This is a genomic window from Pseudomonas viridiflava, assembly GCF_003702045.1.
GTDB classification, from domain to species: domain Bacteria; phylum Pseudomonadota; class Gammaproteobacteria; order Pseudomonadales; family Pseudomonadaceae; genus Aquipseudomonas; species Aquipseudomonas viridiflava_C.
In genome coordinates, this window is sequence record NZ_RBTP01000022.1 from 15,713 (window position 1) to 39,361 (window position 23,649).

At 57.1% G+C, this 23,649-nt stretch carries 20 protein-coding genes and 2 tRNA genes; 13 read left to right on the plus strand and 9 right to left on the minus strand.

What is annotated here, in order from left to right; translation table 11 throughout:
• Positions 1 to 102 precede the first annotated feature (102 nt).
• The 3 genes from aspS to ALP40_RS08125 form a co-directional block, all read right to left on the minus strand.
• Positions 103 to 1,878, minus strand: coding sequence for an aspartate--tRNA ligase (gene aspS, locus ALP40_RS08115; RefSeq protein ID WP_122207786.1), 1,776 nt, complete (start codon positions 1,876 to 1,878; stop codon positions 103 to 105).
• A gap of 279 nt (positions 1,879 to 2,157) precedes the next feature.
• A complete protein-coding gene (locus ALP40_RS08120) occupies positions 2,158 to 2,487 on the minus strand; it encodes a ribbon-helix-helix domain-containing protein (protein ID WP_181113901.1) in 330 nt (109 codons plus the stop codon).
• A gap of 337 nt (positions 2,488 to 2,824) precedes the next feature.
• Entirely contained in the window at positions 2,825 to 3,298 is a 474-nt protein-coding gene (locus ALP40_RS08125) for a Dps family protein (protein ID WP_004879132.1), read from the minus strand.
• A gap of 462 nt (positions 3,299 to 3,760) precedes the next feature.
• Here ALP40_RS08125 and ALP40_RS25970 point away from each other — a divergent pair, with 462 nt between their 5' ends.
• Positions 3,761 to 4,366: a cold-shock protein gene (locus ALP40_RS25970; protein WP_122207788.1), complete on the plus strand. Its 606-nt coding sequence runs from the start codon at positions 3,761 to 3,763 to the stop codon at positions 4,364 to 4,366.
• 59 nt (positions 4,367 to 4,425) lie between these two features.
• Here ALP40_RS25970 and ALP40_RS08135 read toward each other — a convergent pair whose 3' ends face one another.
• Both ALP40_RS08135 and ALP40_RS08140 read right to left on the minus strand, forming a co-directional pair.
• Positions 4,426 to 4,632: a SlyX family protein gene (locus ALP40_RS08135; protein ID WP_122207789.1), complete on the minus strand. Its 207-nt coding sequence runs from the start codon at positions 4,630 to 4,632 to the stop codon at positions 4,426 to 4,428.
• Positions 4,633 to 4,634: 2 nt separating this feature from the next.
• Positions 4,635 to 5,060: an HIT domain-containing protein gene (locus ALP40_RS08140; RefSeq protein ID WP_122207923.1), complete on the minus strand. Its 426-nt coding sequence runs from the start codon at positions 5,058 to 5,060 to the stop codon at positions 4,635 to 4,637.
• 954 nt (positions 5,061 to 6,014) lie between these two features.
• Between ALP40_RS08140 and ALP40_RS08145 the strand changes: the two genes are divergently transcribed.
• From ALP40_RS08145 to ALP40_RS08155, 3 genes are all read left to right on the plus strand, one after another.
• The gene (locus ALP40_RS08145) at positions 6,015 to 7,355 is read left to right on the plus strand and encodes an OprD family porin (RefSeq protein ID WP_122207790.1); all 1,341 of its coding nucleotides are present in this window, start codon (positions 6,015 to 6,017) and stop codon (positions 7,353 to 7,355) included.
• 171 nt (positions 7,356 to 7,526) lie between these two features.
• Positions 7,527 to 9,242 carry a proline--tRNA ligase gene (locus ALP40_RS08150; protein ID WP_122207791.1) on the plus strand — a complete coding sequence of 572 codons (1,716 nt, stop codon included), beginning with the start codon at positions 7,527 to 7,529 and terminating at the stop codon, positions 9,240 to 9,242.
• Positions 9,243 to 9,310: 68 nt separating this feature from the next.
• Positions 9,311 to 10,267 (plus strand): hypothetical protein, encoded by a 957-nt coding sequence (locus ALP40_RS08155; protein ID WP_122207792.1) that lies wholly within the window; start codon positions 9,311 to 9,313, stop codon positions 10,265 to 10,267.
• A 34-nt stretch (positions 10,268 to 10,301) separates the two neighbouring features.
• On the opposite strand, the gene dinB is transcribed toward ALP40_RS08155, so the two are convergent.
• The gene (gene dinB, locus ALP40_RS08160) at positions 10,302 to 11,363 is read right to left on the minus strand and encodes a DNA polymerase IV (protein ID WP_122207793.1); all 1,062 of its coding nucleotides are present in this window, start codon (positions 11,361 to 11,363) and stop codon (positions 10,302 to 10,304) included.
• Between the two features lie 260 nt (positions 11,364 to 11,623).
• Here dinB and ALP40_RS08165 point away from each other — a divergent pair.
• From ALP40_RS08165 to ALP40_RS08180, 4 genes are all read left to right on the plus strand, one after another.
• Positions 11,624 to 11,700, plus strand: a tRNA-Met gene (locus tag ALP40_RS08165).
• 198 nt (positions 11,701 to 11,898) lie between these two features.
• A tRNA-Met gene (locus ALP40_RS08170) sits at positions 11,899 to 11,975 on the plus strand.
• A 419-nt stretch (positions 11,976 to 12,394) separates the two neighbouring features.
• The gene (gene mprF, locus ALP40_RS08175; RefSeq protein ID WP_375140004.1) at positions 12,395 to 14,971 is read left to right on the plus strand and encodes a bifunctional lysylphosphatidylglycerol flippase/synthetase MprF; all 2,577 of its coding nucleotides are present in this window, start codon (positions 12,395 to 12,397) and stop codon (positions 14,969 to 14,971) included.
• Complete coding sequence (locus tag ALP40_RS08180; protein ID WP_122207795.1) at positions 14,971 to 16,314, plus strand: virulence factor family protein; 1,344 nt, start codon at positions 14,971 to 14,973, stop codon at positions 16,312 to 16,314. Before mprF ends, ALP40_RS08180 begins: the two co-directional genes overlap by 1 nt.
• Positions 16,315 to 16,433: 119 nt before the next feature.
• Here ALP40_RS08180 and ALP40_RS08185 read toward each other — a convergent pair whose 3' ends face one another.
• The 3 genes from ALP40_RS08185 to ALP40_RS08190 form a co-directional block, all read right to left on the minus strand.
• Positions 16,434 to 16,907: a hypothetical protein gene (locus ALP40_RS08185; RefSeq protein ID WP_122207796.1), complete on the minus strand. Its 474-nt coding sequence runs from the start codon at positions 16,905 to 16,907 to the stop codon at positions 16,434 to 16,436.
• 172 nt (positions 16,908 to 17,079) lie between these two features.
• Entirely contained in the window at positions 17,080 to 17,265 is a 186-nt protein-coding gene (locus ALP40_RS26125) for a CbrC family protein (protein WP_375140000.1), read from the minus strand.
• Positions 17,266 to 17,314: 49 nt separating this feature from the next.
• Complete coding sequence (locus ALP40_RS08190) at positions 17,315 to 19,210, minus strand: potassium transporter Kup (protein WP_122207797.1); 1,896 nt, start codon at positions 19,208 to 19,210, stop codon at positions 17,315 to 17,317.
• Between the two features lie 457 nt (positions 19,211 to 19,667).
• Between ALP40_RS08190 and rimO the strand changes: the two genes are divergently transcribed.
• The 5 genes from rimO to tsaA all read left to right on the plus strand — a co-directional run bounded on the left by rimO (position 19,668) and on the right by tsaA (position 23,613).
• Positions 19,668 to 21,011, plus strand: a complete 1,344-nt coding sequence (gene rimO, locus ALP40_RS08195; protein ID WP_122207798.1) for a 30S ribosomal protein S12 methylthiotransferase RimO — start codon at positions 19,668 to 19,670, stop codon at positions 21,009 to 21,011.
• Positions 21,012 to 21,117: 106 nt separating this feature from the next.
• On the plus strand, positions 21,118 to 21,561 hold the full coding sequence (locus ALP40_RS08200) for a GNAT family N-acetyltransferase (protein WP_122207799.1): 444 nt from the start codon (positions 21,118 to 21,120) through the stop codon (positions 21,559 to 21,561).
• A gap of 91 nt (positions 21,562 to 21,652) precedes the next feature.
• Entirely contained in the window at positions 21,653 to 22,363 is a 711-nt protein-coding gene (locus tag ALP40_RS08205; protein WP_122207800.1) for an rRNA pseudouridine synthase, read from the plus strand.
• Positions 22,364 to 22,430: 67 nt separating this feature from the next.
• Positions 22,431 to 22,892 (plus strand): DUF1456 family protein, encoded by a 462-nt coding sequence (locus ALP40_RS08210; RefSeq protein WP_122207801.1) that lies wholly within the window; start codon positions 22,431 to 22,433, stop codon positions 22,890 to 22,892.
• 13 nt (positions 22,893 to 22,905) lie between these two features.
• Entirely contained in the window at positions 22,906 to 23,613 is a 708-nt protein-coding gene (gene tsaA / locus ALP40_RS08215) for a tRNA (N6-threonylcarbamoyladenosine(37)-N6)-methyltransferase TrmO (protein ID WP_122207802.1), read from the plus strand.
• Positions 23,614 to 23,649 lie beyond the last annotated feature (36 nt).

The following is a 23,649-nucleotide window of genomic DNA, read 5'->3' on the forward strand; positions in this document are numbered from 1 at the left end:
GATTCTTTTCGAAACACCTTCACCTTTCGCCCATGCAACAGGCAAAAAGTTTCACTCTATTCGGGCAATGCAGGGCGCATCCAGGATACGCCCTGCCCGGCATCACTCGGCCTTTGGCTGCTCGCGCAGGCGAATGTGCAGTTCACGCAGGGCTTTGGCATCCACGACACCCGGTGCCTGGGTCATGACGTCCGCAGCGCTCTGAGTTTTCGGGAAGGCGATGACTTCACGAATCGATTGAGCGCCAGTCATCAACATCACCAGACGATCCAGACCGAACGCCAGACCACCGTGCGGTGGCGCGCCATATTTCAGCGCGTCGAGCAGGAAGCCGAACTTCTCCTGCTGCTCGTCTTCGGCGATGCCCAGCAGACGGAATACCGCCTGTTGCATTTCCTTGCGATGGATACGGATCGAACCACCACCCAGTTCGGTGCCGTTCAGCACCATGTCATAGGCGCGGGACAAGGCAGTGGCCGGGTTGGCTTCCAGTTCTTCAGGCGTACACTTGGGTGCTGTGAAGGGGTGGTGCAGCGCGGTGAAACTGCCGTCGTCGTTCTCTTCGAACATCGGGAAGTCGACAACCCACATCGGCGCCCACTCACAGGTGTGCAGTTTCAGATCGTTGCCGACCTTGATGCGCAGCGCGCCCAAGGCTTCGCTGACGATCTTGGCCTTGTCTGCGCCGAAGAACACGATATCGCCGTCCACTGCACCCACGCGATCCAGGATCACATTGAGGTTGGCTTCCGGGATGTTCTTGACGATGGGCGACTGCAAGCCGTCAACGCCGTTGGCGCGCTCGTTGACCTTGATGTAGGCCAGGCCTTTGGCACCGTAGATGCCGACGAACTTGGTGTAGTCGTCGATCTGTTTACGCGGCATGCTTGCCCCGCCTGGAACACGAAGCGCGGCGATGCGGCATTTCGGATCGTTGGCAGGACCGCTGAATACCTTGAATTCGACATCCTTGAGCTGATCGGCAACGTCAACCAGTTCCAGCGGGTTGCGCAGATCAGGCTTGTCGGAACCATAACGGCGCATGGCTTCTTCGAAGGTCATGTGCGGGAAGTCACCGAACTCCAGGTCCAGGACTTCTTTGAACAGCTGACGCACCATCTTCTCGGTCAAGCCGATGATGTCCTTCTCGTCCAGGAAGCTGGTCTCGATGTCGATCTGGGTGAATTCCGGCTGGCGGTCGGCACGCAGGTCTTCATCACGGAAGCACTTGGCAATCTGGTAGTAGCGGTCGAAGCCGGCGACCATCAGTAATTGCTTGAACAACTGAGGCGATTGCGGCAACGCGAAGAAGCTGCCCGGGTGTGTGCGGCTTGGGACCAGATAGTCGCGAGCGCCTTCCGGCGTGGCACGCGTCAGAATAGGCGTCTCGACGTCGAGGAAGCCATTGTCATCCAGATAACGACGGATGCTGGTGGTGATACGCGAGCGCAGACGCAGCTTTTCAGCCATTTCCGGACGACGCAGATCGATAAAGCGATAGCGCAGGCGGGTTTCTTCACCGACGTCCGAGTATTCGTTAAGCGGGAACGGCGGGGTTTCCGATTCGTTCAGTACTTCCAGCTCGTAGCCCAGCACTTCGATGGCACCGGACGCCATGTTGGGGTTCACTGCACCGGCAGGACGCGCACGCACCTTGCCGACGACCTTGACTACGTACTCACTGCGGACACGGTCGGCAGCGGCGAAGGTGTCGGCACGATCAGGATCGAACACCACCTGAGCCATACCTTCACGGTCGCGAATATCGAGGAAGATAACGCCTCCGTGGTCACGGCGACGGTGGACCCATCCGCAAAGGGTAATTTCCTGACCTTCCAGGCTCTCGTTCAGTTGGCCGCAATAATGGCTGCGCATCATGATGGTGTTTTCACTTCTCGTAATTCGAAATTCGGTGGGGCTTTCGCTCCTGGCTTGCGCTCAATAGTGCAAGGCGCCGGCACACAGTTCAAGCCAGCCGCAGAGTCGTGCCCGTTGGCAAGGCGAAGGATTATATAGAGTTAATCGATGCCGTGCAGCCAACGAACCTATCCTGTCAGGATAAGTTCGTCGCTGCTTCGTACGCTCGAACGGCTCGTTCGCAGCGCAGGGAGCGCGCGGTCTCGCCAGAGGCAAGCCCGCAAAAATGAGGGGATCAAGCTACGCCTGGGCGATATCCAGACGGTCGGTCTTCAACAAATGTGCCACACAGACCACGCGGATCAGACCGCTGAAATTCTTTACACCGCCGTAGCGCAGATGAACCTCTCTATCGATATAGGAAAGCACGGCATTCACCGAGCAGTTATTGGAGCGCGCAATACCGGACAGTATATTCCAGTACACGTTCTCAAGACGCAGGCATGTGGCCAGACCGTTCAGCCGAACGGACTTGGAATGAGGCTGCGCCAGCGTCATATTAAAATCCTCAACGAAAGGATCGTCCCGACTTAACGCTTTAACCTCACGCTCGACACCTCGTGACATCATAATTACCGCCCTTCTGAAATCAAATTCAAGACAAAAAATGGGAAACATTTATAAACAAGTCAACACCCGACCTATAAAGCCCGATCCATGAATTTATATCCAGCAGGGCCTGCACTTAGTTAGCGTAGGACATGACCACAAAGGACTAGGGAATATCGAATACCAGCCTGCTATAAGCAAAAATCTGCTGCGCGGGTGTTTAACAATTATGCGAATGTAAATATTGAATACGCGGGGCATCAGAATCTGGATCGAGGCGAGCGTGAAACGGCAGAGGCACTGAGCAGTTGCAGGGGCGAAGCAAGCGAGCAGCACAAGGTGCCACTCGCCGTACTCATTATTTCGATTCGAGCATCGAGCGCAGCATCCATGCTGTTTTTTCATGAACCTGCATCCGTTGCGTCAACAAATCAGCCGTCGGCTCATCGCTGACTTTATCCAAAAGAGGAAAAATACTACGCGCCGTGCGGACAACAGCCTCTTGCCCCTGAACCAGACTTTTGATCATATCTTCAGCACTGGGCACGCCTTCTTCTTCCTTGATAGTAGAAAGACGCGCATAGGTCGAATAAGTGCCTGGTGCGGGGAAGCCAAGGGCACGAATACGCTCGGCTATGGAATCAACCGCCAAAGCCAGTTCGTTGTATTGCTCTTCAAACATCAAGTGGAGCGTACGAAACATTGGCCCACTGACATTCCAGTGAAAGTTGTGGGTTTTGAGGTAAAGCACATAAGTATCCGAAAGCAGATGCGAAAGACCATCAACGATCGATTTGCGATCTTCTTCACTGATACCAATATCGATTGCCATGTTTCATGTCCTTTTAGTGAGGATTGGAAAGCAGTAACAGCGCCTACTCTATCAAGAGAAGAGGAGCCGCGCAGCTATCTGTCGACGCCCTGCCCCATGTCGATGCAGCCGCGAGCGTCTCCCGACAGATTCCTGCCATCCCGCCTTTCTCAGGGCTGGCGTGTGAAAAACCGCCTCGAACACAGTTCAAAGCAGCTGCAAGGCTCTGTTTCAAGGGGTTTGGGGCAGTCGCCACTACGTTTTAAGACGCGCGCCACACAGCATTCGTTCACGGGCAAGCGACTGATTTGAGTAGCATCGGGCTTTGCTGTTAAATACACCGCGTGTCGCTAATGAGTTGTCATTTGGCTTAGCGCATAGGCTGGCCCCTCGCTCGTGCATCACGCCTTCCCTTGTTCAGAAGCGTACCGGGCGTTACCCGCTATTTCTTGTAATCCTTCTTGACCTGTGAGCTTTTTAAAAATGTTGAAAATTGTCCATCTGGTAACGGGAGCAGCAGCTCTGTTGCTTTCTTTTATCCCCAGCCTGCGTAGTGAAGCCGTCGCTCCCTACCTGCAACAGCCAGACGCGCTTTTTCTGGCTTTTCTGGGGCTACTCAACCTGATCCTCGCTCCGGTAATTCCCTACTGGAATCGAGGCACACGTCACACACTGCAAAATCTGGTCAGCGCACTGCTGGTTATCGCCGTTGTACTGCAAATCCTCACGCTACTCGTTCCATTGCCTTATATAGCAGGCCAGCCAGCGATCATCGCCAGCCTGATTACTGCCATAGTCGCGGTCGCGCTGCACCTGGGTGTGAGCTTCTACAGGTCATCTCCTTCGCCTGCGCCTCAAAGCCATGACATGAGCAATCGCGATACGGGCACCGTAAAGTGGTTCAACACCTCGAAAGGCTTCGGCTTTATCTCGCGTGATTCCGGCGACGATATTTTCGTTCACTTCCGTGCCATACGCGGTGAAGGTCATCGTGTGCTGGTCGAAGGTCAGCGCGTCGAGTTTTCTGTGATGAACCGAGACAAAGGCCTGCAAGCCGAAGACGTGATCGCAGCTCTGCCTCGTCGCTGATTTCAAACAGCAATAAAAAACCGCGACCTCCATGAGAGGCCGCGGTTTTTTTATATCTGTCAGTAATGAGGCGGCGGAGCATCTTCTTCGAAGGTTTCGAACTGATTGCCCAGCTCCTCTTGACGCTTGAGCATCGCTGTCATCTGCAGTTGTAGCAGGTCAAGCTCGCGTCGTTGCGCCACCAGCACGTCATTCAATGACTGAATGGTATCGTCCTGAAAGGTGAGGCGGCTTTCCAGCTCCATGACTCGCTCATCAAGGTTCATGATTATTCCCCCTCAAATCGAAAATCACTGGTCAGTTCCGGCCGGAGCCGTTCACGGATCGCTGCGAACGCCTCATCCGTATAAGGAACAGCCGGCTGCTTGCCCCAGACCGGTGCAGGCCAGGCAGCATCGTCACGCTTGCGCACGATCACATGCATGTGAAGCTGGCTGACGACATTGCCGAGCGCCGCGACATTAATCTTATCAGCGCTGAACACATCTTTGAGAATCCTCGACAGGGTTGTCGTCTCTTGCCAAAGCTGTAGTTGCTCTTCAGGAGACAGCTCGAATATCTCGCTGATGTCGGTACGTCGCGGCACCAGAATGAACCAGGGATAGCTTGAGTCGTTGGAGAGCAGCAGCCGGCAGAGTGGAAAGTCGCCCAGAGGCCGAGTGTCTTGCAGCAGACGTGAATCCAGAACGAACACGATAATAAGCTCCTGAATAGCCAGGTAGATGTCTGGCCTGCCCTGTCGGTGACAGAGCGCCTCGTAATGGAAGTCAGGATACGCTTGATGAGGTAACGCTTCATCCCCTTGCCACTCATCAATCCTGAAGCCGGAAGCGTAACCCTTGAATGCAGACCTGCACCAGGATGCAGCCTGCTTTTCGCTGCCGCACTGATTTGAGTCGCCTAAAAAAGAAGAAGCATGATGACGACCGCCAGCAAGGACGCACTCAGGCAAGGCGCACGAGGAGAAACCTGTATTCAGGTCATTAAAATGAAACAGCCTTTCGATCACCATGAGCCGCAGACGAAGCACGCTCCACACTCAGGCAGCGCATCCCGACAGTGCACCAAAACCACACACTGATGTTGCGCTGGCAACAGCAGAGGTGCGTCATTTACACAGATGTCGGTGTGCACGGGTAACAAACCTGCTGTGCCGGGCTACGCTGACTTCTGCAGCGCGCGCGAAACGATTTTTTATTTTTTAAAAAAACCATTTACAAACAAGAAGATAAAAAGGAAAAGAAACGCTGATTCTGATTTTTCACAAATTTTTTTCATAATGTGGATTTTTGTGCACACTTGTTGCTATATCACCCATCATGGTCAAGACGTCTCTGGCGGAAAACAGAGATGACACGACCAAGGGAATGACTGTTCGTGGTCCGCAACGATGCTTTTGACAGGCTGCAGGTGATGAGGGCTTTGCTCCATTCCCCTCTACCCGGAGTCTGCAAACGCGGCACCACTACAGGGATGACGCACTCAGCGACACCGCCGTAAAGATTCTGAAAGGATAGGGCTGCACCTATCGCAAGCACCGTCAGCGTGATGTAGATTTTCCGCCGACATAAAAATAGAAAAGGCCGCCCAGATAAAAAAACAGGTGGGACGGCTTGGTTACCTTCTAAAAACCAAAGGAGCAATCACGATGAGAGTGATGAAGTGGAGCGCAATCGCACTGGCCGTTACCGCAGCCAGCGCCCAACTGGCAACAGCTGCACCGTTCGTCAGTGATCAGGCTGAGGCCAAAGGTTTTGTTGAAGGCAGCACGCTTGACCTGAAGTTGCGCAATTACTATTTCAACCGCGACAATAAAGGCGATGGCAATCAGGATCAGCGTGACTGGACTCAGGGCCTGTGGACGAACTTCAGTTCTGGCTACACCCAAGGCACAGTCGGCGTAGGCGTGGAAGCATTCGGCTATTTTGGGTTGAAGCTCTGGGGTCCTGATACCTACTCCGGGTCTACCAACCTGGTTACGGACCGCAATGGCGGCAACGAAGATACGCTTGGCAAGTTAGGCGGTGCGGTAAAGTTCCGAGTATCTAAAACCGAGCTTAAAATCGGTGACATGCAGCCTACAAGTCCCGTTTTTGCGGTAGGCGGATCTCGACTGCTGCCACAGACAGCTAGCGGCATCAGCCTGCAAAGCAGTGAGATCAAAGGCCTTGATCTTGAGGGTGGTCACTTCTATTCCGGCACCAGCCAGAACGACACCAGCCATGACGGAAGCATCTGGGCAAACTACGCCGGTGTACGGGCTAACAGCGCAGATTTTGCTGGCGGTAAATACGCCATCAACGACGCTTTGGGCGTTGCGTTCTATGCAGCCAAGCTTGAAGACGTGTGGAATCAGTACTACGGAAACGTTAACTACGCGCTTCCGCTGGGTAACGAGCAGTCTCTTGCTTTCGACGCCAACCTCTACCGCACTACGGATGAGGGCAGCGCAAAAGCAGGCTCGATCAGCAACACCACCTACTCCCTCTCCGCAGCCTACTCTTTTCTGGCTGCGCACACAGTTACCGTTGCCTTCCAAAAAGTTAACGGCGATACGCCTTTCGACTACATAGGCATTGGCGATAACAACCGTGGCGGCGACTCGATTTTCCTTGCTAACTCCGTCCAGTACTCTGACTTCAACGGTCCTGGGGAGAAATCCTGGCAGGTGCGTTACGACCTGAACATGGCGCCCTATGGCGTTCCTGGCCTTAGCTTCATGACGCGTTACCTCAATGGTGACAACATCGACGGCACCGGCCTGGCCACAAACTCCGTTTACCGCAAAAATGATGGCACCCCAATATACGGCGCAGACGGTAAACACCACGAGACCAACCTGGAAGCCAAGTACGTCGTACAGACAGGTCCTGCAAAAGACCTGTCCTTCCGCATGCGTCAAGCATGGCACCGTGGCAACGACGCTCAGGCCGACGGCGACGTCAACGAGTTCCGCCTGATCGTCGATTACCCGATTTCGATCCTGTAATCACGGCTCCGCACTCGGCAATACGAAAAGCCCGGCTCATGCCGGGCTTTTTCTTACTCGCTCCAACGATCAGCCGCACGACCAGAGCGACCGCCCTGCCCTGTACGTCACCGGCACATCACCGTACAATCCCGAGTCATTTCCAGTCTCAGCAACCGACAACGGCCAACCATGCGCACCAGTCAATTTTTGCTCGCCACACAGAAAGAAACCCCTTCCGATGCGGTCGTGGTCAGCCATCAGCTGATGCTGCGCGCCGGCATGATTCGCAAGCTTGCCTCAGGTCTTTACACCTGGCTGCCGATGGGCCTGCGTGTGTTGCGCAAGGTAGAAGCCATCGTTCGCGAGGAAATGGACGCTGCTGGCGCACTCGAAATCCTGATGCCTGGCATTCAGCCCGCAGAACTGTGGCAGGAATCCGGTCGCTGGGTGCAGTACGGCCCGGAACTGATGCGCCTGGTCGACCGCCACAACCGTGACTTCTGCCTGGGCCCGACCCACGAAGAAGTCATCACCGATCTGGCCCGCAACGAGCTGAACAGCTACAAGCAGCTGCCGATCAACCTGTACCAGATCCAGACCAAATTTCGTGACGAGATCCGCCCACGCTTCGGCCTGATGCGCGGTCGTGAGTTCGTCATGAAGGACGCCTACTCGTTCCACGCCGATCATGCTTCGTTGCAGGAAACCTACGACCGCATGCATCAGGCGTACAGCAATGTCTTTACCCGCCTGGGCCTGAAATTCCGCCCTGTCGAGGCAGATAACGGCTCGATCGGTGGCGCAGGCTCACACGAATTCCACGTGCTGGCCGAGTCCGGCGAAGACGACATCGTGTTCAGCGACGGCTCCGATTACGCCGCTAATATCGAGAAGGCCGAGGCGGTTCCGCGCGAAACGTCGCGCCCTGCTCCGACCGAAGAGCTTCGCCTGGTCGATACACCTGACACCAAGACCATCGCGCAACTGGTCGAAGGCTTCAATCTGCCGATCGAAAAGACTGTCAAGACGCTGGTGGTGCATGCTGCCGAAGAAGGCAAGCTGATCGCGCTGATCATTCGTGGCGACCACGAACTCAACGAAATCAAGGCCACCCGACTGGAGCAGGTCGCAGACCCTCTGGTCATGGCGTCCGAAGCCGAACTGCGTGACGCCATCGGCGCAGGCGCAGGCTCACTCGGTCCGCTCAACCTGCCACTGCCTTGCATCATCGACCGCTCGGTCGCGCTAATGAGCGATTTCAGTGTTGGCGCCAACATCGACGACAAGCACTACTTCGGCGTCAACTGGGAGCGCGATCTTCCGATTCCGACCGTCGCCGACCTGCGTAACGTCGTTGCAGGCGATCCAAGCCCTGATGGCAAGGGCACGCTGGAAATCAAGCGCGGCATTGAAGTCGGCCACATTTTCCAGTTGGGCACCAAGTACAGCGAAGCGATGAAATGCCAGGTACTTGGCGAAAACGGCAAGCCGGTCAACCTGTCGATGGGTTGCTATGGCATTGGTGTATCCCGTGTCGTCGCCGCTGCCATCGAACAGAACAGCGATGAAAACGGCATTATCTGGAACGACACGCTGGCGCCCTTCCAGATCGCCTTGGTCCCGCTGCGCTATGAAACCGACGCGGTACGTGAAGCCACAGACAAACTGTACGCCGACCTGAAAGCCGCCGGTTTTGAAGTGCTGCTCGACGACCGTGACAAGAAAACCAGCCCCGGCATCAAGTTCGCAGACATGGAACTGATCGGCATCCCGCATCGCATCGTTGTCAGTGATCGCGGCCTGGCTGAAGGAAATCTGGAATACAAGAGCCGTACCGAGTCGCAACCGCAAGCCATTGCGGTCGCTGACGTGCTGTCGTTCATCCAGGGTCGCGTAAAACGCTGAGTTAAAAGGCGCACCGGTATCTGTCGGTGCGCCACTCATCAACGCCCCCATCCGCATCAAGAGATCCCATGCTCAAACGAAGCACCCTAAGCCTCGGCAGCGCCGTTCTCTGCGGCACGTTCCTCGTCGGCGGCTGTGCCAATCAGTTGTCACAACGCAGTGAGCACGAAGAACGCGTCGAGCGAAAACTGCTCGAACACACGCTGCAGGTTGATATCGGCGAACCCAAAACGCTTGAGTTACCGCAACGTCGCGTGCGGATCCACGAGCATAAATCGTTTGAAGTCACCGACTTTGAAGTCACGCGTCATTATGATCGCTACACGCCTTATCAACCCTGGCGGGAAATCTATGAAATCCCGATGGGTGCAGTCGCGGTCGTGGCGGGCGTCGGTGCCAATGTCGTCAACGTGTTCGCACTGGGCAGCCTGCCTGAGAGCGTGACCAAGGACTGGATCACCTATGGCGTCGCCGGGCTGAACCCGTTCATGAACGTCCCTTCTCACGGTCGCGCCCAACAGAACCTGGCGGGTATCGATGAGGTTCAGAAAGACAAACGAATCGAAAACTCCAACCTGCCCTGGAACGAGCGTTCGGTGATGGTCAAGGCCGGCAATGAAACCCATGAGATGGCCACGGACCGCAACGGCGTACTCAGGCTGAATCTGCTGGACAGTCCCTTTGCCGAGCAGGACCTGAGCCGCGTCACTCGCCTTTATATCAATGTCGAGGACGAGCAGGACAATGCTCACGCCAACGCCAGCTTGCCTATCAGTCATTCATTGCGCGGCAAACTGCTGGAAGCGCATGCGCTGATCTACGACGACCTGGAAGATGACGAAGTGAGTGAATGGGTACACCGGGTCAAGCGTCTTTCGGAACTAGGACTGGAAGAGGAGGCCAGCGAGCTTGAACAAAGCCTGATTGAATTGACTCGCAATGATCCACAACTGCAGAACGAGTTTCTTAAGTCGCTCGCCAAGGATGCAGGTCGTCTGGTGGCCGTTCCCGCACAGGCGCAATGACCTATCAGGCTCCGTGATCCCACGGAGCCGCCGATCAACGCGAAAACAGCTCAAGCTGTTCGTGTGCCGCACGCAAATCGTGCAAGCGCACACCAACGCCCAACAGCCGAACCGGCTTCCCTCCCCGCGCGAAGGCTTGGGACAACAACTGCTCATAACTGCCCAGATCCCTGCCTGCGCCGGTTTGCTCTAGCGTGGTCTGGGTGAAGTCATGAAACTTCACTTTGACGAAAGGCTTGCCGGGGCGGTACTGACCTTCCATCCTTGCCATGCGTTGGGTCAGCGTTTCCAGCAAGGCAGGCAGCTTTTCAAGGCAACTGGCCAGATCAGGCAGGTCCTTGTCGTAAGTGTTTTCGACGCTGACCGATTGGCGCCTGCTGTCATTCTGCACGGGCCGGTCATCAATACCGTGCGCCAGGCTCCAGAGCCGCTCACCAAAACTGCCGAACTCACGCACCAGAGCAAGCTTGCTGCGGCTGCGCAGGTCTGCGCAGCCAACGATCCCCAGACGCCCCAGCTTGTCAGCGGTGACCTTGCCCACGCCATGCAGCTTGTTGACTGGCAACGATGCGACGAAATCCTCGACTTGGTCTGGAGTAATGACAAACAACCCGTTTGGCTTTTTCCAGTCGCTGGCAATCTTGGCCAGAAACTTGTTGGGCGCAACGCCTGCCGATACCGTGATGTGCAACTGATTCGAGACTCTGCGCCGAATGTCCTGAGCGATGCGCGTCGCGCTGCCTGAGAAGTGGCTGGCGTCGGACACGTCCAGAAAAGCCTCATCCAGAGACAAAGGCTCGATCAGATCGGTGTAGTCCCGAAAGATCGTCTGGATTTCCTTCGACGCTTCTTTATAGGCCTCCATGCGAGGCTTGACGATGGTCAGGTCCGGACACAACTTGAGCGCATGACGAGAAGACATAGCGGAGCGCACGCCAAACGCACGAGCTTCATAGTTGCAGGTCGCGATCACACCTCGCCGCTCGGCCGATCCTCCCACGGCAAGTGGCTTGGCCACCAGGCTGGGGTCGTCGCGCATTTCGATGGCTGCATAAAAGCAGTCACAGTCGATGTGGATGATTTTGCGCTGCGTCATGACCTGATGAAATTTTGCTGTCCGTGGCCGCGCAGTATCTCACTGCTATCAATGGCTGACACGTCCGCACTGAAAATGCGCGATGAAATGGCGTACCAAACGCTCCGTCATCAAGCAAATAGGGCCGCTAGCGCTGCCGGCCGAACGTCATGAGCACCCTGCCAGCTCGCTTCGTTTCGCTAACCGATTGAAGAAAAAGCAGTTTTTCGACATTAACCATTGACACCTCGGCAACTCTCTGTAGAATGCCGCCACACAGACGCGGGATGGAGCAGTCTGGTAGCTCGTCGGGCTCATAACCCGAAGGTCGTCGGTTCAAATCCGGCTCCCGCAACCAAACATCAAGAAAGGCTACTCGAAAGAGTGGCCTTTTTTGTGCGTGTCGATAAAGCACGGACTGGACCCGCTCCGACTGCCGAGGCGGCAACTCCATCAGGCGCTTCCTTATAAACAGCACGATAGACCGCTTATTTTCAGCTTTTCAGGATTAAGGGTTGACACTTCTGCGTTCGGCTGTAGAATGCCGCCACACAGACGCGGGATGGAGCAGTCTGGTAGCTCGTCGGGCTCATAACCCGAAGGTCGTCGGTTCAAATCCGGCTCCCGCAACCAAACATCAAAACAAGGCTACTCGAAAGAGTGGCCTTTTTTGTGCCTGATCGAAATACTCTCCACGCCGCCGGTAACTGTCTGACAAAAAAGACTATTTGCTCCAGGCACTCAAGCCCTATCATCACCACCGTCGCGCAATATTTTCCAATTGCGACAGTTTTTTCACATGCGGCCGATAGGCTTATGGCTAAGCTGAATCAGACCTGAATCAGGACTGAACAGCAATGACCCGCTCTAATCGCTGTTCGCTCGTCAGGCGTTGACGCGCTAACATCCTGAAATATTTTTTGCGTAGGGATTGGTAACTTGGCTGTATACCTCCATCCTGTCGCGCACGATCCAAGGAGTGATTGATGCGCGACAACACGTCAGATTCCAATGAAGCAGTAAATGCCGACCAACCTGGCACACCCGCACGCATGAATTGGCGCGAGTTGCTGAGCAAGTATCGCCAGCCTATCGGGCTGGCCGTGATGCTGTTGCTGTTCGGACTGGCGCTGATCGCCTGTCGGCACATGCTCATAGAGATGGACTGGTATGCGCTGCACGACTCCTTGTTCGCAGTGCCACTGCCCTCCTTGGGCGGCGCGTTGCTGGCAGCGATCATCGGTTACGTCATCCTGATGGGTTACGAAATCTCCGCGAGTCGTTACGCCAACGTAGACCTGCCCACCAAAACGCTCATTCTCGGCGGCTTCACCTCCTTTGCCATTGGCAACGCGGTCGGACTGTCGATGCTGTCCGGTGGCTCGGTCCGCTATCGCCTGTATTCCCGGCATGGCATCGGCGCGATTGAAATTGCCCGCATGACCGTGTTCGCCAGCCTTTCGCTGGGTTGCGCGTTACCGCCCCTCGCTGCAATCGCAACCCTGAGCAACCTGTCCGGCGCGTCCCTGGCGCTTAAGCTTCCCGTTGAAGTGCTGGCTATCGTTGCGACAGCGGTACTGGTGGGCAGCGTGGCGCTGGCCGTTGCCATCTATCGACGCCGTCTGCCTGAGCAGGACATTCCCCATAACATTCTGGTACGCCTCGGTCGTCGCACGCTGCGTCTTCCAGATCTGCGCCTGACCCTGATCCAACTGGTGATCACAGCGCTGGACGTTGCCGCGGCGGCGCTTGTGCTCTACATGCTGCTGCCCCATGCCCCGCCGCTGGGCGCGTTCATGCTGATCTACCTGCTGGCCCTGGCCGCGGGCGTCCTCAGTCATGTGCCCGGTGGGGTAGGCGTCTTCGAAGCGATTCTGCTGGCTGCATTTGCCAACGAGCTGGGTGCTGCGCCACTGGCAGCTGCCCTGCTGCTGTATCGCCTGATCTATGTGGTGCTGCCGCTGCTGCTGGCGTGCCTGACACTGCTGTTCACCGAAGCACAGCGATTGCTGCCGACCCGACAGGCGATGCGCGTCGCCTCGGGGCTCGCGGCCCCCATCCTGGCACTACTGGTTTTCTTGTCGGGGGTGGTGCTGCTCTTCTCTGGTGCCACCCCTGAAATCGATACCCGACTGGAAAACGTCGGCTTCATGATCCCCCATCGCCTGATCGACGCCTCCCACTTCGGTGCGAGTCTGGTCGGCGTGCTGTGTTTGCTGCTTGCCCAAGGCTTGCGCCGACGGCTATCCGCAGCCTGGATGCTCACCGTGATTCTGCTGCTGGTAGGCGCGACGCTGTCGATGCTCAAAGGTTTCGACTGGGAAGAAGCCAGCCTGCTGCTTTTGACAGCGTTGCTGCTGATGACCTTCCGCCGCTCGTTCTACCGCCCCAGCCGCCTTCTGGAAGTACCGTTTTCGCCGCTTTACCTGATCGCGAGTGTCTGCGTGGTGGGTGCCTCGATCTGGCTGCTGCTGTTCGCTTACCAGGACGTCCCTTACAGCCACAAGTTGTGGTGGCAATTCACGCTGGACGCTGACGCCCCTCGCGGCTTGCGCTCGGCACTGGGCAGCGCAGTTCTGCTGGTTGTGGTTTCCCTGACCTGGCTGCTGCGCACTGCGCGCCCTGTGATCAAACTGCCCGATGCAGCCGACCTCGACAAGGCTGCAGAGATTCTCAAGGCGTCCAGCCAGCCTGACGGCGGACTGGTACTGACGGGCGACAAGGCGATCCTGTTTCACCCGGCAGGCAATGCGTTTCTGATGTACTCGCACCGTGGGCGCAGTCTGGTGGCGCTCTATGACCCGATCGGCCCGACGCAACAGCGCGCCGAATTGATCTGGCAATTTCGAGATCTGTGTGACGTACACCACGCACGCCCTGTGTTCTACCAAGTGCGTGCAGAAAATCTGCCGTTCTACATGGACATCGGACTGACCGCCATCAAACTGGGTGAAGAAGCCCGCGTCAATTTGCTGAGTTTCGATCTCGAAGCCAAAGGCAAAGAGATGAAGGACCTGCGCTACACCTGGAATCGGGGTGGACGCGATGGCCTGTCGCTTGAAATTTATGAGCCGGGCGAAGCCCCCATCGACGAGCTGAAAGTGATTTCCGATGCGTGGCTGACGGGCAAGAACGTGCGGGAGAAAGGGTTCTCGCTAGGCCGCTTCAGCCCCGAATACCTTAAGTATTTCCGCATCGCCATCGTTCACTTTCAGGGCAAACCGGTTGCGTTCTCCAACTTGCTGGAAACCACCGGCCGCGAACTGGCCAGCCTGGATCTGATGCGCTCTCATCCGGATGCACCCAAGCTGACGATGGAATTCATGATGGTGGGCCTGATTCAGCATTACAAAGCTCAGGGCTACTCACGCTTCAGCCTTGGCATGGTGCCGCTCTCCGGCCTGCAACCCAGACGCGGCGCCCCCCTGACCCAGCGCCTGGGGTCGATGATCTTCCGTCGCGGCGAGCAGCTTTACAACTTCCAGGGGCTACGGCGCTTCAAGGACAAGTTCCAGCCCGATTGGGAACCTCGATATATGGCCGTGCCCGCCGGACTCGATCCGCTTGTGGCGCTGGCTGATACTGCCGCCCTGATTGCGGGCGGCCTGACTGGATTGGTGAAACGCTGATGATTCGACGCTCCTGGCGCCTTTTGCTCGCAGCCCTGGTAATTCTTCTTTTGGTCGCCGTGGGGGTCTGGATCTGGAACCGCCCCGCTCCGCCCGCCACCCTTGAACACTCAAGCCTGGACGACGGAGCCCCGCTGACCAGCGTGATACCCGCCACCCGTATCAATACCCGTATCGCGCTGGCCGTTACTGCCGAGGAGATGCTCACCGACAAGCAATTGCTGGCCATGAGCAAAGACGCCTCGGCACGTATCGTCCAGGTGGTTCTGCCCAAAGACGACTGCGTGATGCAGCAGAAGACCTTTCAGAGCGCTCTTGAGAAGCTCGACGGCCCTGCGCTGGTGGTCGGCGGTATAGGCCCAGGCGCAACGTTGGCCTGGCGCTGGTTGGCCGGCCAGACCGATGACAAGGCGCAGGCCATTTCCGTAGGCTTTGAGCTTGAACACGTGTCCAATCCGCCGCCTGTAGTGGACGAAGGTGATACGCCGCCACGCATCTGCGACGTGCCGCTGCCCCAAAAAGCACCGCATGGCCATTGGCTGGCCGCCTGGAACGACGCGCCGGATGATCCCAGCGCCGCGTTCGTGCGCGATCAGAACAACGCTGACACCAGCATCAGTGATTACGACATTAAGTTGCCACAAGTATTGAACACCGAACTGCGCCATTTGCTCCTCGGTGAGAACGATGGCGGCGGTCTGGGTATTCCAGTCGTTGAAGTACCGGCCAGCCAACCGTCCGACACGGTAACGCTGTTCATGTCCGGCGACGGCGGCTGGCGCGACCTGGACAAGGTCGTCGCAGGCGACATGGCGAAGATGGGTTATCCGGTAGTCGGCATCGATGTGCTTCGCTACTACTGGGAACACAAGACGCCTGAACAGACGGCCGTTGACCTGACCGACCTGATGAACCATTACCGTCAGAAATGGGGCACCAAACGCTTCATTCTTGCTGGTTACTCATTTGGTGCCGACGTGATGCCTGCCATTTACAACCGCCTGGCAACCGAAGACCAGAATCGCATCGACGCGATCATCCTGCTGGCCTTCGCCCGCTCCGGCAGCTTCGAGATCCACGTCGACGGCTGGCTGGGTAATGCTGGCAAGGAAGCAACCACCGGCCCGGAAATGGCCAAGCTGCCTGCTGCCAAGGTGTTCTGCGTGTACGGCATCGAAGAGAAGAAAGACAGCGGCTGCACCGACACCACCGCCGTAGGCGAAACGGTCCAGTTGCCCGGCGGTCATCACTTTGATGAAGACTACCCTGCCCTGGCCAAACGCCTGATCGACGCCATCAACAAGCGTCAAGGCAAGACAGGCGCAGCGACGGGCGCTCAATAATCGGCCAGTAGCCTGAGCTAAAAAAATCCCGGCACCATGAGGTGGCCGGGATTTTTTATGGGTGGTCACAGGGTACATCCCCCGCCAAGTATCAACCCGGCGGACTTGTGAGATTGAGCTTATCGCCCGCTAGGTAAGGGCGGTCGCGTTTCCACCTGTTCAAGGCTCACGCGATAGGTGGTGTACGTGTCGCCGTCTTCCAGATAAAGGTTGCTCTGGTAATTCGAGACCGCGCCTTTAAGTTTGATGTGTAGACCGTTGGAAACATGCTGGATTACCACATCTTTCAAGTCAGTGTCCGAGACCAGAAAGGGAGGAGTCTTGCCGAGGCGCACCCTCATCGCCTCATTACTTCTGCCGCCACCGTCGTTGACGTAGAAACGCAGCCTTTTGGGCTCATCCGGATCTCTGGCATCTTGAACAAGGTAGATCGACTGCCCCGGAATGAAATCTTGCGTCAGGACTATTTCAGAAGGAAATTCCGGTTTGTGCAGGTATGCATGGATGAGAAAGCCTGATAGGCAGAGAAAAAAGATAATCGTTAGATACTTTTTAACGCTGAATATGAGGGTTTGCAGTTCGGTCTTAGTCATAAGATTTAGCCGTAATCGAAAGTGAATGGCACACGCCTTCAACTGGCTCACTGAACCTGTCGATCAGGCCTGCGCCGTCCAGGCCGATACGCTCTTCATTGCCAAACGTCGCCCCAAATGCTGATGGGCACTGCCGTCGTTGGGCCAAGGACAGATGCAGTTTTCGCATTCATCAATGGCGCATACCGGCCCCGCATAAATGAAGCCTTGCCTGATTGCAGATCAGGCAAGTGTCGCAAGAGAGTTGCACCGACCCGTTACCGAGGGGATCGGGATGGTAGATAAAGTGGGGCCGAGTCGTGAATGCATCCTTGTGAGGTGCACTTAAACTTAAGTGCACCTCATGTCTTGGCTTCACGGGATTATTCGGCTGACTTGGCCGGACGCGTGCACCCTATCCGCCAAACTTACATCTCGACCTGGGTCCCCAGCTCGATCACCCGGTTGAAGGGCAGCTTGAAGAATCGCAGGTTACCGTTGGCGTTCTTGAGCATGAACGCGAACAGCGCTTCTCGCCAACGGGCCATGCCTTCCATCTTGGACGGAATCACCGTCTCGCGGCTCAGGAAGTAAGTCGTGCGCATTGGGCTGAAGTCCAGTTCTCGCAGAGGACACAGCGCCAGCGCCGCAGGCACGTCCGGCTCGTCGATGAACCCGAAGTGCAGGATGACGCGATAGAAGCCTTCGCCATGAGATTCCACTTCGAACCGCTGCTGGACCGGAACCCTCGGCGAATCCTCGTAGACCACCGTCAGCAGCACCACTTGGTCATGCAGCACCTGGTTATGCAGCATGTTATGCAACAGGGCATGGGGCACGGCGTCCGAGCGAGCGGTCAGGAACACAGCGGTGCCCTGCACTCGGTGTGGCGGCTGCACACGAATGCTGCCAATGAAGATCGGCAATGGCAGCCCACCCTCATCGATACGGTCAGCGAGCAGTTGCTTGCCCCGCTTCCAGGTGGTCATGAGGATGAACAGCACCGCACCCGCCAGTACCGGGAAGGCACCGCCCTGAAAGATCTTCGGCACGTTGGCGGCGAAGAACAGGCCGTCCACCAGCAGCAGCCCCACCAGCAGCGGAATGGCCAGCAACGGCGGCCACTTCCACAACAGCAGCATGACCGAAGACACCAGAATCGTGGTACAGAGCATGGTCCCCGTGACTGCAACGCCATAGGCCGAAGCCAGTGCGCCAGACGACTCGAAGCCGATCACGAGCATGATCACGCCCGCCATCAGCGCCCAGTTCACCGCACCGATGTAGATCTGGCCCTGCGCGTCGCTGGAAGTATGCTGGATGTGCATGCGCGGAATATAACCAAGCTGGATAGCCTGCAAAGTCATGGAAAACGCACCGGAAATCACGGCCTGCGAGGCAATGATCGTGGCCATCGTCGACAGACCGATCAGCGGCAGCAGCGCCCAACCCGGCGCCAGCAAGTAGAACGGGTTGCGAACCGTCTCGGGGTTGCCCAGCACCAACGCGCCTTGTCCGAAATAATTGAGCAGCAAAGCAGGCAGCACCAGGATGAACCAGGCCCGGGAAATCGGCTTGCGACCAAAATGCCCCATGTCTGCATACAACGCTTCAGCACCAGTCAGCGCCAGTACCACAGCACCTAGAATCGCAACGCCGATGCCCGGATGGATAATAAAGAAATGCACGCCCCACGCAGGATTCACGGCCTTGAGCACTTCCGGGGACTGCATGATGCCGTAGACGCCTAAAGCGCCCAGCACCACAAACCAGGTCACCATCACCGGGCCGAACAGCACGCCGATGCGTGCCGTACCGTGTCGCTGAATCAGAAACAACCCGATCAACACCACCAGCGCCATTGGCACGATCCAGTGTTCCAGGCCATCGAACGCCAGTTCAAGACCCTCCATCGCCGACAACACCGAAACGGCCGGCGTGATCATGCTATCCCCGTAAAAAAGTGCTGCGCCGAACAGGCCGAACACCACCATCATCATCTGTAATTTGGGGTATTTGGCCGTCGCCCGCCGCGCCAGCGCCGTCAGGGCCATGATGCCGCCCTCGCCCTGGTTGTCGGCGCGCAGAATGAAGACCATGTACTTGAACGACACGACCCAGATCAGCGACCAGAAGATCAGCGACAACACGCCCAGAATCGCGTCATGCGTGACCTCGACGCCATAGCCACCCTGAAACACCTCCTTGAGCGTATACAGCGGACTGGTGCCGATATCGCCATACACCACGCCGACTGCCGCGATCAGCAGCCCCACGGGCTTGGCAGCACTTCCAGAACCTGCATGACTGTTTGTTTGACTCATCCACTACTCCCGGAAACCAGACATGAGGCTCAAAGCACTATGAACTTCACAACGCGTAACAATTCAGATGCGCCCAGACATTGACACGCATAGACGCAATGGCGCGAAGCATAACGCAGCGGTGGAGGTAATTCTCTTACTAAGACAGTTGCCAAGGTGGTTGCATGACCTGCAAGCCCGCCGAAACGGATTTCATAACGCCCTCGTCACAACAACACAGGGCAGCCACGGCTGCTCGGGCGAAGGCAGTGCTTGTACGCTGAGTGAACCCAGAAGACCGCTCATCCTTCCTTGGGCTTTGCCGCTGCCAGACAGCACTCGTCGTAAATCTTGTCCAAACGCTGGTCATCGCGTCCGCTCATCGCTAGAATTGCGCACTTTTTGATCAGAGGCGCAACCAAGCGCCCAATCGGTGCCTGCGCGCAGTGTCCAGGCCCCCTTCACGCCGAGGTTCGCCATGTCCACCGTCACCACGCCATCCGCCCCCAAGGTTGGATTTGTCTCACTCGGTTGCCCGAAAGCCTTGGTCGACTCCGAGCGCATCCTGACTCAGCTGCGCATGGAAGGTTACGAAGTCGTTGCGACGTACGAAGACGCCGACGTTGTGGTGGTCAACACCTGCGGCTTCATCGATACCGCCAAGGCCGAATCGCTGGAGGTGATTGGTGAGGCGCTGGCGGAAAACGGCAAGGTGATCGTGACCGGCTGCATGGGTGTCGATGAAAGCGTGATTCGCAAGGTACACCCGAGCGTTTTGTCGGTCACCGGTCCTCAGCAATACGAGCAGGTCGTCAATGCCGTGCATGACGTCGTGCCGCCGCGCCACGATCACAATCCGCTGATCGATCTGGTACCGCCCCAAGGTATCAAGCTGACCCCGCGTCACTACGCCTACCTGAAGATCTCCGAAGGCTGCAATCACAGCTGCAGCTTCTGCATCATCCCGTCGATGCGCGGCAAGCTGGTCAGCCGTCCGGTGGGTGATGTGCTGGACGAGGCCAAGCGTCTGGTCAAATCTGGCGTGAAGGAACTGCTGGTCATTTCTCAGGACACCAGCGCCTACGGCGTCGATGTCAAATACCGCACCGGTTTCTGGGACGGCCAGCCGGTCAAGACCCGCATGACCGAGTTGTGTCAGGCACTGGGCTCGATGGGCGTCTGGGTGCGACTGCACTATGTTTACCCATACCCGCACGTTGACGAGCTGATCCCGCTGATGGCCGCCGGCAAGATCCTGCCGTACCTGGACATCCCGTTCCAGCACGCCAGCCCGAAGATCCTCAAGCTGATGAAGCGTCCGGCGTTCGAGGACAAGACCCTGGCCCGCATCAAGAACTGGCGCGAGCAGTGCCCGGACCTGATCATTCGTTCGACCTTCATTGTCGGCTTCCCGGGCGAAACCGAAGAGGACTTCCAGTACCTGTTGGACTGGCTGACCGAAGCGCAACTGGACCGCGTTGGCTGCTTCCAGTACTCCCCGGTCGAAGGCGCGCCAGCCAATCTGCTGGATGCCGCCATCGTACCGGACGATGTCAAACAGGACCGTTGGGATCGCTTCATGGCCCACCAACAGGCCATCAGCGCCGCACGCCTGCAAATGAAGATCGGTCGAGAGATCGAAGTGCTGATCGACGAAGTCGATGAACGTGGCGCGGTCGGTCGCTGCTTCTTCGATGCGCCGGAAATCGATGGCAATGTATTCATCGGTCTGGAGGATGACAGCGACGTCAAGCCAGGTGACAAGATCATGTGCCGCGTCACCGATGCCGACGAATACGACCTGTGGGCCGAAATCATCTGATAACGCCTTAAGCGTTCTTAAAAAGCCCTGCCCTTTCAAAACGGCAGGGCTTTTTCGTTCAATGTCGCGGTCTATGCAAAAACACATGGCTGGGAGCGCAAGCCCGATGGAGCTCTACTTTCCAGATAAAAAGGACCACCCGCGATTGGCAGACGTATGGGAACGCTCTGTGCGTGCGACCCATGACTTCCTGCCGAACGCGTACATCACGCAGCTGAAGGGTTTGCTGCTCAAGCAGTACCTCGACAGCGTCACACTGTTCTGTACACGCGATGCGCGGCTCGACATCACCGGGTTTGCAGGCGTCAACAGACGCAAACTGGACATGCTGTTCATCGATCCGGATCACCGGGGGCAAGGGCTGGGATCACGCTTACTGACTCACGCGATCTCGCGCTTCGATATCCAGGAGCTGGACGTGAACGAGCAAAATCCGCAAGCACTCGGCTTCTACCTCAAGCACGGTTTCAAGGTAGTCAGTCGCTCCGAGGTCGATGGTTTGGGGAACCCTTATCCGATGCTCAGAATGCGTCTGGATCGTCGCAACTAACCAACTGGGGAGAGCAATTGCAATGTTGCTGCGATTAACCCGGCGCGGGCGGTTACAATGCAGCCTTTCTCATCAGTAAACGGCTTCTTTCATGACAGACCCCATTCGCCTCTCCAAACGCCTCATCGACCTGGTCGGCTGCTCCCGCCGAGAGGCCGAACTGTTCATTGAGGGCGGCTGGGTCACTGTGGATGGCGTGGTTGTCGATGAACCGCAATTCAAAGTCGAGAACCAGAAGGTAGAACTCAGCCCTGAAGCCAAGGCCGACGCGCCGGAGCCGGTCACTATCATTTTTCACACACCCGCCTCGATGACGGCCGAAAGCGCGTTGCAGACGATCACGCCCGGCACGCTCTCCGAGGAACACAGCTACGGCAAGCGTCCGCTCAAGGGGCATTTCCTGCGCCTTGAAGCAATCTCTAGCCTGCAGGCCAATGCCAGCGGCCTGATGGTGTTCAGCCAGGACTGGAAAATCCTGCGCAAACTCACCGATGACCGCAGCAAGATCGAACAGGAATACGTAGTGGAAATCGCTGGTGAGATGGTGCCTCACGGCATGAATCGCCTGAATCACGGCCTGACGTACAAGGGCAAGGAACTGCCGAAAGTGAAAGCCAGCTGGCAGAACGAAAACCGCCTGCGTTTCGCCATGAAAAATCCACAGCCAGGCGTTATCGCCCAGCTCTGCGAAGCCGTTGGCCTGAAGATTATCTCCATTCGCCGTATCCGCATCGGCGGTGTGTCAATGGGCAAGTTGCCTGAAGGGCAATGGCGCTACATGACGACCAAGGAAAAGTTCTAACCCTCCTTCACACAGCGCGCACGACGTCGTCGTGCGCCGTCAAATGACTTACAGGATTGCACCCCTCATGATGAACAACGATGTATTGCGCAGCGTGCGCTACATGCTCGATATCAGCGACAGCAAGATCGTCGAGATCACCCAACTGACCGGCTTTGACGTTTCCAAGAGCGACGTCATTGCGTTCATGAAAAAAGAGGAAGAGGAAGGTTATCTGGATTGCAGCGATGAGATCATGGCGCACTTCCTGGACGGCCTGGTCTACTTCAAACGCGGCAAAGACGAGAGCCGCCCGCCACAACCGATCGACCTGCCGATCACCAACAACATCGTGCTGAAAAAACTGCGTGTGGCCTTCGAACTCAAAGAAGACGACATGCACGCAATCCTCAAATCCGTGGATTTCCCGGTGTCCAAACCAGAGCTGAGCGCCTTGTTCCGCAAGGTGGGTCACACCAACTACCGCGAATGCGGCGACCAGTTGCTGCGTAACTTCCTCAAGGGCCTGACCCTGCGCGTGCGCGGCTGAGTCGGCTGGCGCCATGACCTACACCGTTTCGCCTGTCGGCTACGTACGCTCCTGCTTCAAGGAGAAGTTCGCCATCCCACGTCAGCCGCACCTGGCTCCGGCTGCACGTGGCGTGCTGGAACTGGTCCCACCCTTTGACCAGGCCGAAGCGATACAAGGCCTGGAACAGGTCAGCCATGTCTGGCTGCTGTTCCTGTTTCACCTGGCGCTGGAAGAAAAGCCGCGCTTGAAGGTGCGCCCGCCTCGTCTGGGCGGCAACCAGTCAATGGGCGTCTTCGCGACGCGCGCGACGCACCGCCCCAACGGCATCGGCCAGTCCGTGGTCAAGCTGGACAAGGTCGAAGCCGGACGTCTATGGCTGTCGGGCATTGATCTACTCGATGGCACGCCGGTGCTGGACATCAAGCCTTACGTGCCTTACGCGGACATCGTCGGTAACGCGACCAATCTGATGGCCAGCACAGCGCCTGTGCTTATTCCAGTGCGCTGGCAGGACACTGCACTGCGTCAGGCGCACGTACATGCCTTGAGGCTCGGCGAGCCGCTGGCTGAACTCATCGAACAATGCCTGGCTCAGGATCCACGGCCGGCTTATCAAGTGCCTACGCCGGAGCGACGCTACGGCGCACAGTTCTGGGATCTGGATGTGCGCTGGCACTATCCGCAGGCAGGCGTTATCTGCGTGCTTGAAGTGGTCCCGGCACAAAACCCGAGGCAATAAAAAACCGCCTCTCCCTGCGTAAAGGTGAGGCGGTTC